This is a genomic window from Xanthomonas sp. F10 (genome assembly GCF_014206815.1).
Lineage (GTDB): Bacteria > Pseudomonadota > Gammaproteobacteria > Xanthomonadales > Xanthomonadaceae > Xanthomonas_A > Xanthomonas_A indica.
In genome coordinates, this window is the sequence record NZ_JACHNP010000001.1 from 19,862 (window position 1) to 33,123 (window position 13,262).

The window sequence follows — 13,262 nt, forward strand, 5'->3', positions numbered from 1 at the left end:
TGGCGGGCACCCGGCTCCACGCTGCAGTGCCGGCGAGCGGATCCACATGACCACCGCAGCGATGGCGCGCAGGACGTAGCGCCATGGCGCGCCACGCGGCAGTGCGCGCGCATCGCCCATAAAAAAGCCTCGCGCCGAAGCGCGGGGCGACCGAGAGTGGCAGCAGCGGCGTCCTGGCCGCCCGCTGCGATCCGGCACCGGGAGGTGCGCGGCGGCCATGGCGCGGCCGCCGCGACGGAGTGCCTCAGTAGTCGGCCTTCAGGCTGACGCCGGAGAACGTGCTGTACGCCTTCACCCGCACGTAGTAGGTGCCGGCCTGCGGCGAGTTGAAGGTGCAGGTCTCGTTGTTGCCGTTGCGGTACGGACGGCAGTCGTAGGCCGAATCGGTCGGCGCGCTGCCGAAGCGCACGTACAGGTCGGCATCGCCGCTACCGCCGGAGGTGGCGACCGACAGGCTGCTGGCACCGGACGGCACCTTGACCGTGTAGTTCAACGAGGAACCGGTGTTGGCGCTGAGGTTGGTGACCGCCACGCCGTCCTGCAGTTCGTTGCTGCTGCCGCCACCGCCGCCGCCACCACCGCCGCTGCCGCCGTTCTGCGCCGCGGTGACCGCTGCGTTGGCGTCGAGCAGGCCGGCGCCGCAACCCTGCGAGCAGGAGAAGCTGGCCGCGGTGTTCTTGATGGTGCTTTCCACCTGCGCCGGGGTCAGCGCGGTCGGCGCCACCGACTGCATCAGCGCGACCACGCCGGCCACGTGCGGCGTCGCCATCGAGGTGCCGCTGTAGGAGGCGTAGCTGGCGTTGCCCGGGGTGGTGGTGCCGTCGTTGAGGGTCGACAGGATGCTCGAACCCGGCGCGGAGATGTCGATGCCCGAGCCGTAGTTCGAGTAGCTGGCCTTGGCCCGCGACGAGGTGGTGGCCGCCACTGCGATCACGTTGTTGCAGTTGGCCGGCACCGAGCTGGACACGTTGGTCGAGCTGTTGCCCGCCGCCACCACCACCGTGGTGCCGCGGCCGACCGCGCCGTTGATCGCGTTCTGGTAGGTGCTCGAGCAGGTGCCGCTGCCGCCCAGCGACATGTTGATCACTTCGGCCGGGTTCTGGTTGGCCGGCACGCCGCTGACGGTGCCACCGGAGGCCCAGGTGATCGCATCGGCGATGTCGGAGGTGTAGCCGCCGCACTTGCCGAGCACGCGCACCGGCACGATCTTGGCGTTGAACGCGGTGCCGGCCACGCCGGTGCCGTTGTTGGTGACCGCGGCGATGGTGCCGGCCACGTGGGTGCCGTGCCAGCTGGAGTCGGAGGCGGGCGAGCCGGAGTAGCACTCGCCGGCGGCGGACCAGTCGCCTTCGTCGGACGGGTCGCTGTCGCGGCCGTTGCCGTCGCGCGCGGCGTCGGCGTCGCTGATGAAGTCGTAGCCGGGCAGGATGTTGGCGTTGAGATCCGGGTGACTGGTGATGCCGGTGTCGATCACCGCCACGACCACGCCGTTGCCGGTGGCCTTGTCCCAGGCCGAACGCACGTTGATGCCGGCGTTGCTGGTGCCGAAGGCCCACTGGTCGCCCAGGCGCGGGTCGTTCGGGGTCAGCGCGATGGTCATGCGCTGGTCGACCTCGACGTACTCGACGTTCGGGTCGGCGGCGATCTGCCGCATCAGCGTCTCGGCCTCGGCGCGGTCCAGCGGACGGCTGGCCTTGACCACTTCCGGCCCCAGCGCCAGGCGGCGCAGGCTGGTCAGGCCGAGCGCACGGCCGTTCTTGGCCGGCAGCGCGGCGGCGGCCGACTGCAGCGTGGCGCGCAGCGCCGCCGAGGGCGCGGCAGCGGCCGCGGAGGCGCTGGAGATGCTGATCGGCGCGGCGTCGCGGGTCTTGACGATGAAGCGCTGCACGGTCGGCTCGGAAGACAGGCCGGAGAGGTTCACGTCACCGGCGAAGGCCGGGGTGGCCAGCAGCAGCGAGGTGAGAGCGGAGGCGCCCAGCACGACCAGCCACGGACGCTGGCGCGAACCACGATGCGACATTTCGAACATTCGGACTTCCTTTCGGTTGAGTAGCCGCCTGCTGGCGGTGTTCCGCGCCGCACCGGTCCGGCCCTGACCTGAACCTGGCGTGCATTGCGAGCCCGGCCGACCCATGTGTTGCCGACCATTCATCGAACCTAGCTCAGTACAAGCGCGTATGGAGCAGGGTGTGACGGAAATCCGTTGTACAAAACGGAGAAGTGCAATGAGTTTCGATGTAACAAAGAGATGCATACCTCACTTTTGTTGCGCTGCAGCATGGCGAGACGCCAAACTTGGCAAATCCAGAGCACATTTTTGGCTCTCGCGCGACACATCGGCAAGAACACGGGACAGCGGATACGGACAGACGGCGTGGTCTGCGGGACACCCCTGCGCGTCAGGATGGCCACGGAATGTCAGGGGAGCGGACGCTTTCGGAGAGACCGGGAGGCGGCGGCACAGAGAAGAGGCGCCGAGGCGCGAGAGACGCTCCAGCGCACCGCGGCGGCTACCGCCGGCGAAGGCCGACGACATGTCGCCGGACCATGCGCCACGGCGCGGATCCGTCCGCCAGGGCCGCCGACGGCCACCCTGGCGTCGGACACGGCAGGCTCAGCCCAGCCGCACCAGCCAGCCGTGGCGATCGGCGACGCGGCCGTACTGGATGTCGGTCAGTTCCTGGCGCAGCGACAGGGTCACCGGGCCGGTCGGGGCGGTCAGGTCGCCGACCTCAAAATCCTTGCCCTTGAGCTGGCCGATCGGGGTCACCACCGCGGCGGTGCCGCAGGCGAAGACCTCGGCGATCTCGCCCGAGGCCACGCCGTCGCGCCACTCGTCGATGCTCACCTGCCGCTCCACCACCTGCATGCCGCGGTCGCGGGCCAGTTGCAGGATGCTGTCGCGGGTGATGCCTTCCAGGATGCTGCCCGACAGTGCCGGGGTGACCAGGCTGCCGTCGCGCATCACCAGGAACACGTTCATGCCACCCAGTTCCTCGATGTACTTGCCCTCGACCGGGTCGAGGAACAGCACCTGCGAGCAGCCCTGCGCCTGCGCCTGCTGCTGCGGCAGCAGCGAGGCGGCGTAGTTGCCGCCGCACTTGGCCGCGCCGGTGCCGCCCTTGGCGGCGCGCGCGTAGTCGGTGGACAGCCAGATCGCCACCGGCGCCACGCCCTTGGCGAAGTAGGCGCCGGCCGGGCTGGCGATGACGTAGTAGCCGGCCTTCTGCGCGGCGCGCACGCCCAGGAACGCTTCGTTGGCGATCATGAACGGACGGAAGTACAGGCTGGTCTCCGGCGCCGACGGCACCCACGCCGCGTCGACCGCGATCAACTGCCGCAGCGACTCCACGAACAGCTCCACCGGCAGTTCCGGCAGCGCCAGGCGCTGCGCCGAGCGCTGCAGGCGCTTGCCGTTGGCCTCCGGGCGGAAGGTCCAGATCGAGCCGTCGGCATGGCGGTAGGCCTTGATGCCTTCGAAGATCTCCTGGCCGTAATGCAGCACCGAGGCGGCCGGGTCCAGCGCCAGCGGGCCGTAGGCACGCACTTCGGCGTCGTGCCAGCCCTGCTCGCGGCTCCATTCGATGGCGACCATGTGGTCGGTGAAATAGTTGCCGAAGCCCGGCGCGGCGAGGATCTGCGCGCGCGCCTCGGCGCTGCGCGCGGCGGTGGACGGGATCAGGCGGAACTGCGTGGACGGCTCGGTAGCGGACACCGGGAATTCCTGTGGTAGTCGAGGGATGGCCAGGGCCGCTGCGTCGTGGCGACGGCAGCGGCGGCGCCCGATCGGGCTCCGCACGACGCGCGAGGCGTCGCGCGCGGGTCAGAGCATGCCGGTTTCCAGGCGCGCGGCCTCGGACATCATATGCCGGCCCCATGGCGGATCGAACACCAGCTCGACGTCGGCTTCGGCCACCGTCGGGATCATCTCCAGCTTGCTGCGCACGTCGTCGACCAGGATCTCGCCCATGCCGCAGCCGGGCGCGGTCAGGGTCATCTTGACATCGACGGTGCGCTGGCCATCGTCGCGCGCGTGCATGGTCACGTCGTAGATCAGCCCAAGATCGACGATGTTGAACGGGATCTCGGGGTCGAAGCAGGTGCGCAGCTGTTGCCAGATCAGGGCCTCGACCTGCTCGTCGCCGGCGTCCTCGGGCAGTTCCAGCCCTGGCGGCGGCTCCTTGCCGATGGCGTCGCCGTCCTTGCCGGCGATGCGGAACAGGTTGCCCTCCACGAACACCGTGTAGCTGCCGCCCAGGGCCTGGGTGATGTAGCCGTAGCTGCCGGCCGGCAGGGTCACCGCGTCGCCCTGCGGCACCATCACCGCCGCGCAATCGCGTTCGAATTGGACAGGTTCGCTGCTGCGTGAGTACATGGGGGCGATATGGGGCCAGGCCCCGCCGGTGCAAGTCGTGCAGTTTATCCGAGTGCGCGGGGCGCGCGCCGGAAGTATCCTGTACGTCTTCTCCGGGAACATCGAATGCCGCCTTCCTCCACGCCGGCCAGGCCCTCGCACTGGCTGTGGCCCCTGCTGCTCGCCATGGGCTGTTTCACCGCGCTGATCGCCTGGTTGCTGGTGGCGCTGTCGCTGGGTCGCCAGGCCGGCTGGATGGCCGTGGTGGTGGCGCTGGAGATCGCCTGGATGCTGCGCCTGGGCAACCTGCCGCGCGGCCCGCTGCGCATCGCCGTGGCGATGCTGGCCACGGTGCTGGTGATCGTCGCCGCCAACTGGGGCATCGCCGCCGCGCAGATGGGCGCGGGCCTGGGCCTGAACGTGTGGGACTCGTCGCTGAAGATGGGTGCCCACTACGCCTGGACCCTGACCCGGCTGGCCAACAGCCCCGGCGATCTGCTGTGGCTGGGCATCGGCGTGGCCACCGCGTATTTCAGCGCGCGCTGAGCCGAGGCCCCCGGGTCGCGGCGGATGCCGCTGTTGGGGCGATGACGGTCTCGCAGGGAACGCCCTAGCCGATTCTTCGCGAAGCGCGGCGTTTGCAGGCGCGGCGCCTGTCCCCTTTTGCGGGATCAGCTACGGCAGGCCTTACCGGTAACGCCTGTCGCGGCTGAAGCCGCTCCTACGGTTCCTGCAGCCGCCCTGCACCGGCTCAATGCCCGCCTCCGTCCAGCGCCTTCAGTTCGCTGACCAGGGCCCCGGCGGCCTCGGCGCCGTCGCCATAGAGCATCCGGGTGTTGTCGGCATAGAACAGCGCGTTCTCGATGCCGGCGAAGCCGGTGCCCTTGCCGCGCTTGATCACGACGACGTTCCTGGACTTGACCACGTCCAGGATCGGCATGCCGTAGATCGGGCTGGCCGGATCGGTCCTGGCCACCGGATTGACCACGTCGTTGGCGCCGATCACCAGCGACACGTCGATGCTGGCGAACTCGGGGTTGATGTCGTCCATGTCGGCGATCAGGTCGTAGGGCACGCCGGCCTCGGCCAGCAGCACGTTCATGTGCCCAGGCATGCGCCCGGCCACCGGGTGGATCGCGAACTTGACCTTGACCCCGCGTTCGATCAGCCGCTGCGCCAACTCCCAGATCTTGTGCTGGGCCTGCGCCACCGCCATGCCGTAGCCGGGCACGATCACCACGCGCTCGGCATAGGCCATCATCGCCGCCACGTCGCCGGCCTCGATCGGCTTCTGGCTGCCGGCGATCGCCTGCGCCTGGCCGCCGCCACCGAAGTTGGAGAACAGCACGCCGCGGATCGGCCGGTTCATCGCCTTGGCCATCAGCCGGGTCAGCAGGATGCCGGCCGCGCCGACCATCATGCCGGCGATGATCAGCGCCTCGTTGCCGAGCACGTAACCTTCGAACGCCACCGCCAGGCCGGTGAAGGCGTTGTACAGCGAGATCACCACCGGCATGTCGGCGCCGCCGATCGGCAGCGTCATCAGCACGCCCAGGGCCAGCGCCAGCACGAAGAACAACACGATCGCCAGCGGACTGAGGCTGGTCGCGGCCCAGGCGCCCACGCCCAGCATCGCCACGCACACCAGCAGGTTGAACGCCTGCTGCGCGGGGAAGGTGACGCGCTTGTCCAGGCGGCCGTCGAGCTTGGCCCAGGCAACGATCGAGCCGGACAGCGACACCGCGCCGATCGCCGAGCCGATCACCGCCAATGCGAGCGTCGTCGCATCGGGCTGGCGCGCGGCCAGCGCGGCGATCGCGGCCTCGCTCCAGTGCGTGGTATCGCGGCGCATCAGGAACGAGAAGCGCAGCAGTTCCACCGCGCCGATCGCCGCCGCCGAGCCGCCGCCCATGCCGTTGTACAGCGCGACCATCTGCGGCATGTCGGTGATCGCCACCTTCTTGGCCGAGATCCACGCTGCGGCGGTGCCGAGCACGATCGCCAGCACGATCAGCGGCAGGTTGTGCAGGCCCGGCAGCAGGAAGGTGGCGGCGGTCGCCAGCAGCATGCCGAAGCCGGCCCAGCGGATGCCGCTGCGCGCGGTCCTGGGCGAAGCCATGCGCTGCAGGCCGAGCAGGAACAGGGTAGCGGCGACCAGGTAGCTGCTCTTGATCAGGATCGGCAACAGTTCCATCAGCAGGCGTGCTCCGAAAAAGGACATCTGCCCGAGCGGCAGCAGGTGGGAGAGAACGCCCGAGGCGATGCCGAGCAGCAGCGCGGGCAGGGCGACGGCGGCCAGCGCCGCGACGATGCGCGGATGCCGCGCATTCAATCCTTCGCCTTGGTCTTGGCGGCGTCCGGCTTGCTGGACTTGAACATGTCCAGCATGCGCTCGGTCACCACGTAGCCGCCGGCGGCGTTGCCGGCGCCGAGCAGCACCGCGACGAAGCCGATGGCTTTTTCCAGCGTCGTGTCGGCATGGCCCAGCACCACCATCGCGCCGATCAGGACGATGCCGTGGATGAAGTTGGAACCGGACATCAGCGGGGTGTGCAGGATCACCGGCACCCGCGAGATGATCACATGCCCGGCAATGGCCGCCAGCATGAAGATGTACAAGGCCACGAACCCGTCGCTCATCGCACTGTTCTCCCGGGCGCCGCGCCCGTCCGCCGCATCATAACCACGTGCTGAACCGCTGTGCGATGCCGCCCTGCCGTTGCGCGGAGGCGCCGGGCGATGGCCGGTCAACCGCGACCGCCGCGGCGCGTTTACCACGTCATCCCCCTGCCAGGAAGCTAAGCTGTGCTGGTGAGCACGCCTGCCCTCGCCCCGCCGTCGACCGATGCCGATGCCGAACAACGCCCGCTGCCGGCGTCGCTGGACGCGTTCCTGGCCGAGATCGGGCCGCGCGCGTTCCGCTTCGCCGAAGCCGGCCTGCGCCAGCGCGAGGACGCACTGGATGCGGTGCAGGACGCGATGATCAAGCTGCTGGCCTACCGCGAGCGCCCGGCGCAGGAGTGGACGCCGCTGTTCTGGAGCATCCTGCGCCGGCGCATCATCGACCTGCAGCGTCGCCGCAACTTCCGCCTGCGTTTCTGGGCACCGAACAGCGAGCGCGACGCGGACAGCCCGCCGGACTGGGCCGACGACGGCCCCAATCCGTCCGAGCAGCACGAGCGCCGCCAGACCCACGCGCGGCTGGTGACGGCGCTGCGTGCACTGCCGGCCCGGCAGCGCGAGGCCTTCACCCTGCGCGTGCTGGAAGAGCTGGACGTGGCCACCACCGCACGCGCGATGGGCTGCTCGGAAGGCTCGGTAAAAACCCATCTGTCGCGCGCCCGCGAGGCGCTGCAGAAACATCTGGAGGACGTCCGATGACATCCGATCCCACCCGCTCCGCGGACTTCGACGCGCGCCTGCGCGCGGTCCATCAGACTGGCCTACAGGCCCTGCCCGCGCCGACCCTGGCGCGACTGCGTGCGGCGCGCCAGCAGGCCAGCCAGACGCACACGGCACCGGGCCGTCGCTGGGGCTGGCTGCTGGCGGCGGTGCCGGCGCTGCTCGGTGCGGCGCTGGGCGTGCACCTGTTGCTGCGCCCTGCCCCGTCGGTACCGACCACCACCGCCAGCATCGCTGCCGGCACGCCCGCGATCGCGAGCACGCCGGCAGGCGCGGGCGCCGATACCGACCAGGCCGCGACCGCGATGCTGGACGAAAACCCCGACCTATACCTGTGGCTGGGCTCCGATACCTCGCTGGCAATGGAATGAACCCGATGACTCGCCTGATCCGTCTCTCCCTGGCGCTGGCGCTGCTGGCCGGCAGCGTCGTCCCGGTCGCTCTTGCCGCCCCGCCCCCGCCGGGACCGCCACCGCCACCTGCCGCCGACCGCGACGACGACGCCGGCCCACCGCTGCCCGACTGGGAACACCTGAGCCCGCAGCAGCGCGAGTTGCTGATCGCGCCGCTGCGCCAGCGCTGGAACGACATCCCGCAGCAACGCCGGCGCATGTTCGAGCACGCGCAGCGCTGGCAGTCGATGACCCCGGAGCAACGCGACCAAGCGCGCAAGGGTGCGCGTCGCTACGAGGACATGAGCCCGCAACAGCGCGAGAAAGCGCGGGTGCTGTTCGACCGCATGCGGGCGCTGCCGCCGGAGCAGCGCAAGGCGCTGCGCGACCGCTGGGAAGCGATGACGCCGGCGCAACGCGCCGCCTGGATCCGCGCCAATGCCGGCCCGGACAACCGGCCGCCGCCCGATGCGTCCAGGTAAGCGGGCAGCGCACGCCGGTCGAGACTTGCTGCGCATGCCGCGCGGCGCATCGTCGTGTGCCGCGGGCAATGGCCTCCAGCGAAGATCGCAGGACAACCCGTAGGAGCGGCTTCAGCCGCGACGGCGTTCCCGGTAAAGCCCGTCGCGGCGGAAGCCGCTCCTACATGGAACAGCAGCCTGCGAGGTGCTGGATCAAGTTGCCTACAATGCCGCCTGCTGGCTCGCCCGGTGTAAGGACACGGACATCAGTGCCTGGAGTCCAGCCAGACGCAAGCTGCTGCGCGGAGACCCGCGCGTCTAAAGCGATCGTCGAACGGCACGCTCTTTGTGGGAGCAACGTCAGGCGCGACGGGCTGTACCGGGAACGCCGGTCGCGGCTGAAGCCGCTCCTACAGGCATAACGTCGATAGACACCAGAGCGGCAGGTCGACTGCGAACCAGCCAACAGACGCGCCGGCGAAAGAAGGCGACCGCGTCACTGCTGTCCCCACTCTCACCGGGTCAACGCCCCGCAACGCCGACTCACGCCGTCCAGCGCGTCTTCGCCAGCAGTTCGTCGTTCCAGTCGTAGGCGATCGCGCCGTCCTTCAGGAACAGGGCGACGAAGTTGTAGACGTTGCGCGCGTACATTTCGCTGGCATGCACCGCGCCCATGCTGGCCAGGTCCAGCGGACCGGCGATGGTCACGCCGGCGTGTTCGAGGGTCTCTCCCGGCCGGGTCAGCTCGCAGTTGCCGCCGGTCTCGGCGGCCAGGTCCACCACCACGCTGCCGGGCTTCATGCCGGCGACCATCGCCGCGCTGAGGATCTTCGGCGCCGGCCGCCCCGGCACCGCAGCGGTGCATACCACCACGTCGATGCCCTTCAGGTGCTCGGCCAGACGGCGCTGCTGTTCCGCGCGTTCGTCGTCGGTGAGTTGCCGCGCGTAGCCGCCCTCGCCGGCGGCGCTGACGCCGAGATCGAGGAACTTGCCGCCCAGCGATTCGATCTGTTCGCGGGTTTCCGGGCGCACGTCGAAGCCCTCCACCTGCGCGCCCAGGCGCTTGGCGGTGGCGATGGCCTGCAGGCCGGCCACGCCGGCGCCGACGATCAGCACCTTGGAAGGACGGATGGTGCCGGCCGCGGTGGTCAGCATCGGGAAGAAGCGCGGCGCCAGCTGCGCGGCGATCAGGGTCGCCTTGTAGCCGGCCATGCCGGCCTGCGAGCTGAGCACGTCCATCGCCTGCGCGCGGGTGGTGCGCGGCAGCCGTTCCAACGGGAAGGCAACCAGCTGCCGGGCCTGCAACGCCGCCGCACGCGCCGGATCGGCCTGCGGCTGCAGGATGCCGACCACGCCGGCGCCTTCCTTGAGCTGCTCCAGCGCCAGCGCCGGCAACGGCTGCACGCACAGCACCAGATCCGCCTGCGCCGGGCTGTCGGCATCGGCCAGGCTGGCGCCGGCGGCCAGATAGGCGTCATCGACGAACCCGGCCGACACCCCGGCTTGCGGCTCGACCCGCACCTGCGCGCCCAGCGCGACCAGTTTCTTGACCGTCTCCGGCGTGGCCGCCACGCGGCGTTCGCCCTGCGCCGACTCCTTCACCACCAGCACCTGCACTGCCATGCGATTCCCCGTGCCTTGCCCGTCGTCCGCGCCGATCCTACAGGGTCCGCACGCCAGGTGGAGGCGCGCCGCTCGCCTGGCAGGCGTCGGTGGACAGGCGCGCTGGCGATGCGGACGCGATGGCATCCCCTGCGGGTCGCGTCGGTGCAGGCGCATGGCCGAGTCGGATGTGACGCGGCTTGCCAGGAACCGCGCATCGCCGAATGCGATGAGCAACGTGGATCGATGGTGCGCAGGCGCGGCGTCAGCCGCGACCGGCAGAGCGAGAAAACCCGGCGCGCCGGAGGCAACCTCCTAGAGCTAGGCAATGCCCGCGGATAGGATCGGTTTGAGTTGCGACGGGCATTGCCGGGAATGCCCGTCGCGGCTGAAGCCGCTCCTACGATCACGATGGCCTGTCGGCTAACAGCCGACAAAAGGCATCGTTCGTGATGCGCTGACACCGCCAATTCGGGCAGCGAGTTGCGCGTGACACGTGCGACGCCACCGCAGCGACGCCGGCGCCCCGCAACGTCCCTCAGTGCAAGGTCGCGCTATGCGGATCCAGGCGATCGATCACGCCCTGCATGGCGCTGTCGAAGGCGCCGTCGTCGACGTGGGCGCGCAGCCGGCCCAGCCGCACCATCACCGCCAGTTCTTCCGGCGAGGCCACGCAGAAGCGCACGCCGCGCCGGTTGACGAACAGCAGCCGCGACGAGATCGGGCTCACCCACGACAGCTTGCCGGCCTGCGTCTTGCCGTCGCGGTCGACGAAATCCAGCCAGGTGCCGATCGGCATCGCGCGGAAGCGGTCGGCGTCGGCGTTGTCGAAATCGTCCATGGTCTGCGCCGGCGACACTTCCACCGGCTGCGCCTCCTGCACCGGCGGCTGCGGCAGCGCCACCTGCGGCAGTTCCGGCAGCGGCCGCTCCAGTTCCGGGCGCAGTTCGGCCACCGCCTGCAGCGTGTCGTGCAGCGCATCGATCGCCGCCGCGGCCGCCTCGGCATGCAGGCCGACGCTGGCGAAGACGCGCTGCAACGCGCCCTGCCAGGCCTGCAACCAAGGCTTGCCGACGATGTGCCGCTGCGCCTCGGCAGCTTCCTCGAGCAGGCCGTCGGCCAGCGCCAGCGCATCGCGCACGCCGGGACCGCCCTCGCCTTCGCGCAGCATCGCCATGGTCAGGTGGTGCTGCCACGGCTGGCGCAGGAAATCCTGCAGCGCCTGCGGCAGCTGCCGGCCCTGCAGGCGCACCTGCAATTCTGCGTCGGCGCGCTGCCGCGCCAGTTCCAGCTTCTCCTGGCCGCGCTGGGTCTCGGCGGCGCGGCGCTCGGCGATCTCGATGCGGCGGCGATGCTGCATCAGGAAATCGCGGAATTCCTCTTCCAGGGTCAGGAAGATCGCCAGGTTCTCGTTGAACTCGGCCACCAGCCGGTCGATGATCTCCTCGACCTTGCCCATCAGCACGCGCTCGGCCTGGCTCTCGCCGGTGTTGCCCTCGCAGGCCTCGGCCAGCGAGTTGAGCAGGCGCCGCGCCGGGTGGGTCTTCTGCACGAACATGCGCCGGTCCAGCAGCGCGACCTTGACGAACGGCACCACCAGCCGGCCGATCAGTTCGCGCGAGCGGCCTTCCAAGTCGCGCTCGTCGAGCATCACGTCGAACAGCATGCCGACCAGGTCGATCGCGTCCTCGTCGACCGGATCCAGCCGTGCATGCGCCGGGTCCACGCCGAACTGGGTGGCATTGGACAGCACCTCGCTCTTGAGCCGCTGCGCCAGCGACTCGCTGTCGTCGCCGATCGCCGCGCGCAACGTGGCGCTGGGCGTGGCCTGCAGCAGCGAGAGCACCGACATCATCTCGCGCTGGCTCAGCGGCCGCTGCTGGCCAACCGCGGCGGTCGCCGCGGACGTGGCGCTCTCGCGCGCGTTGCGGGTCTGCTGCAGCAGCTCGTGCAACGCCTCCAGCAACACGCCCTGGCTGCCGCCGGGCAGGCGCGCCTCGGCACCCTCGTAGCGCTCGCCGGCCTGCAGGCTGCCGCGGCGCTCGGCCCACCGGTTGACGAAGCGGTTGGCCCAGGCCGGCGCGTAGTGTTCTTCCTCCTCGCCCAGCTCGGCACCGATGCCGGCATCGGCCGGCGCGCCGGGCTCGCGCGGCGGGCGCTGCTCCGGCGCCGGCGTGCGCCGCGGCGGCGGCGTTCGTGGCCGCGAGATCTCCGGCATCACCCCGGCCTGGGCGAGGCTGTCGTCCAGGTCCTGATAGAGCTTGCCGACCCCTGCAGTGAAATCGCGCTCGCACAGCTTGATCAGCACAAGCCGCACTTCCGGGGCCAGGTCGCTGGTGGAGAACGCGGCATGCACGGCCACGCCGATGTGTTCGGGGCCGATCGGATTGGTGTCCGCATCCAGTTCCAGGCCGCCGGCGATCCAGCCCAGGCGCCGGTCGATGCGGGTCAGCACCGGCTTCCACTCGCGCAGCAGCACGCTGGCCAGGTTGCGCACCGCCAGCCGCGATTCCAGTTCGTGTTCGGAGATCAGGCTCAGGCCCTGCCCATAGCCGGCCAGGGCGACCTCGGCCGACAGCGGCGCACCGGCCTCCAGCGCCTCCCAGGCGGTGTGCAGTTGCGCGCGGAAGCGCGCGGCGATCTCGTCGCGGCGGCGGCGCAGTTCGCGCATGCCGTCCAGGAACAGCAGCTGCGACGCGCCGGCGCTCTCGGCGCGGTCGAACAGCACATCGTCGAAATGCGCAAGCGCCGCGGCGAAGGCCTGGCCCAGCACCGGCAGCATGCCCTCGCGCGCCTGCGTCAACAGGCGCGGATCACGCGCCGGGTGTGCGTGCGGGCTGGGGCTGAAACTCATGCGCGACGGCTCCGCGCCATGGACGGCGCCAGGTAGAAGAATGGTGGAGGACGAACAGACGCGGCCCCTGTTTCCGCTCCTGCATGGTAGGCAAGGTAGCTGAATGTCGACCGTGATGGGCTACGCATTTCTCGCTCCAGAACGTGACACCGAGCAGGATCGTAGGGCGCGGCAGCGTAACCGCGCGTGCAGCGCGG

11 protein-coding genes are annotated in these 13,262 nt (G+C 70.2%); 4 read left to right on the forward strand and 7 right to left on the reverse strand.

Going from position 1 to position 13,262, the window contains the following annotated elements:
* Positions 1–244 precede the first annotated feature (244 nt).
* The 3 genes from FHR56_RS00135 to sufT all read right to left on the reverse strand — a co-directional run bounded on the left by FHR56_RS00135 (position 245) and on the right by sufT (position 4,375).
* Entirely contained in the window at positions 245–2,029 is a 1,785-nt protein-coding gene (locus FHR56_RS00135) for a S8 family peptidase (protein WP_184502349.1), read from the reverse strand.
* A gap of 585 nt (positions 2,030–2,614) precedes the next feature.
* Positions 2,615–3,715, reverse strand: a complete 1,101-nt coding sequence (locus FHR56_RS00140; protein ID WP_184502350.1) for a branched-chain amino acid aminotransferase — start codon at positions 3,713–3,715, stop codon at positions 2,615–2,617.
* A 108-nt stretch (positions 3,716–3,823) separates the two neighbouring features.
* Positions 3,824–4,375, reverse strand: a complete 552-nt coding sequence (sufT, locus tag FHR56_RS00145; protein ID WP_184502351.1) for a putative Fe-S cluster assembly protein SufT — start codon at positions 4,373–4,375, stop codon at positions 3,824–3,826.
* Between the two features lie 105 nt (positions 4,376–4,480).
* Here sufT and FHR56_RS00150 point away from each other — a divergent pair, with 105 nt between their 5' ends.
* Positions 4,481–4,900 (forward strand): hypothetical protein, encoded by a 420-nt coding sequence (locus FHR56_RS00150; protein WP_184502352.1) that lies wholly within the window; start codon positions 4,481–4,483, stop codon positions 4,898–4,900.
* A 205-nt stretch (positions 4,901–5,105) separates the two neighbouring features.
* Here FHR56_RS00150 and FHR56_RS00155 read toward each other — a convergent pair whose 3' ends face one another.
* Complete coding sequence (locus FHR56_RS00155; protein WP_184502571.1) at positions 5,106–6,575, reverse strand: NAD(P)(+) transhydrogenase (Re/Si-specific) subunit beta; 1,470 nt, start codon at positions 6,573–6,575, stop codon at positions 5,106–5,108.
* Positions 6,576–6,682: 107 nt separating this feature from the next.
* Positions 6,683–6,994, reverse strand: a complete 312-nt coding sequence (locus tag FHR56_RS00160) for an NAD(P) transhydrogenase subunit alpha (protein WP_010341238.1) — start codon at positions 6,992–6,994, stop codon at positions 6,683–6,685.
* 165 nt (positions 6,995–7,159) lie between these two features.
* On the opposite strand from FHR56_RS00160, the gene FHR56_RS00165 reads away from it, so the two are divergent.
* From FHR56_RS00165 to FHR56_RS00175, 3 genes are read left to right on the forward strand one after another with little or no spacing between them, the layout of a single operon-like run.
* Positions 7,160–7,735 (forward strand): RNA polymerase sigma factor, encoded by a 576-nt coding sequence (locus tag FHR56_RS00165; RefSeq protein WP_184502353.1) that lies wholly within the window; start codon positions 7,160–7,162, stop codon positions 7,733–7,735.
* Entirely contained in the window at positions 7,732–8,127 is a 396-nt protein-coding gene (locus tag FHR56_RS00170) for a hypothetical protein (RefSeq protein ID WP_184502354.1), read from the forward strand. The genes FHR56_RS00165 and FHR56_RS00170 overlap by 4 nt, the downstream gene beginning before the upstream one ends.
* A gap of 5 nt (positions 8,128–8,132) precedes the next feature.
* Positions 8,133–8,630 (forward strand): DUF3106 domain-containing protein, encoded by a 498-nt coding sequence (locus FHR56_RS00175; protein WP_184502355.1) that lies wholly within the window; start codon positions 8,133–8,135, stop codon positions 8,628–8,630.
* A 522-nt stretch (positions 8,631–9,152) separates the two neighbouring features.
* On the opposite strand, the gene FHR56_RS00180 is transcribed toward FHR56_RS00175, so the two are convergent.
* The gene (locus FHR56_RS00180) at positions 9,153–10,232 is read right to left on the reverse strand and encodes an NAD(P) transhydrogenase subunit alpha (RefSeq protein WP_184502356.1); all 1,080 of its coding nucleotides are present in this window, start codon (positions 10,230–10,232) and stop codon (positions 9,153–9,155) included.
* 517 nt (positions 10,233–10,749) lie between these two features.
* Complete coding sequence (locus FHR56_RS00185) at positions 10,750–13,065, reverse strand: DUF1631 domain-containing protein (protein ID WP_184502357.1); 2,316 nt, start codon at positions 13,063–13,065, stop codon at positions 10,750–10,752.
* Positions 13,066–13,262: the final 197 nt, after the last annotated feature.

What these genes read in the sequence shown, in the direction of transcription:
- FHR56_RS00150 (WP_184502352.1), top strand. Translation starts at nt 4,481, where the DNA reads ATGCCGCCTTCCTCCACGCCGGCCAGGCCCTCGCACTGGCTGTGGCCC.
- FHR56_RS00170 (WP_184502354.1), top strand. Translation starts at nt 7,732, where the DNA reads ATGACATCCGATCCCACCCGCTCCGCGGACTTCGACGCGCGCCTGCGC.
- FHR56_RS00155 (WP_184502571.1), bottom strand. Translation starts at nt 6,575, where the DNA reads ATGTCCTTTTTCGGAGCACGCCTGCTGATGGAACTGTTGCCGATCCTG.
- FHR56_RS00180 (WP_184502356.1), bottom strand. Translation starts at nt 10,232, where the DNA reads ATGGCAGTGCAGGTGCTGGTGGTGAAGGAGTCGGCGCAGGGCGAACGC.
- sufT (WP_184502351.1), bottom strand. Translation starts at nt 4,375, where the DNA reads ATGTACTCACGCAGCAGCGAACCTGTCCAATTCGAACGCGATTGCGCG.
- FHR56_RS00135 (WP_184502349.1), bottom strand. Translation starts at nt 2,029, where the DNA reads ATGTTCGAAATGTCGCATCGTGGTTCGCGCCAGCGTCCGTGGCTGGTC.
- FHR56_RS00185 (WP_184502357.1), bottom strand. Translation starts at nt 13,065, where the DNA reads ATGAGTTTCAGCCCCAGCCCGCACGCACACCCGGCGCGTGATCCGCGC.
- FHR56_RS00160 (WP_010341238.1), bottom strand. Translation starts at nt 6,994, where the DNA reads ATGAGCGACGGGTTCGTGGCCTTGTACATCTTCATGCTGGCGGCCATT.
- FHR56_RS00175 (WP_184502355.1), top strand. Translation starts at nt 8,133, where the DNA reads ATGACTCGCCTGATCCGTCTCTCCCTGGCGCTGGCGCTGCTGGCCGGC.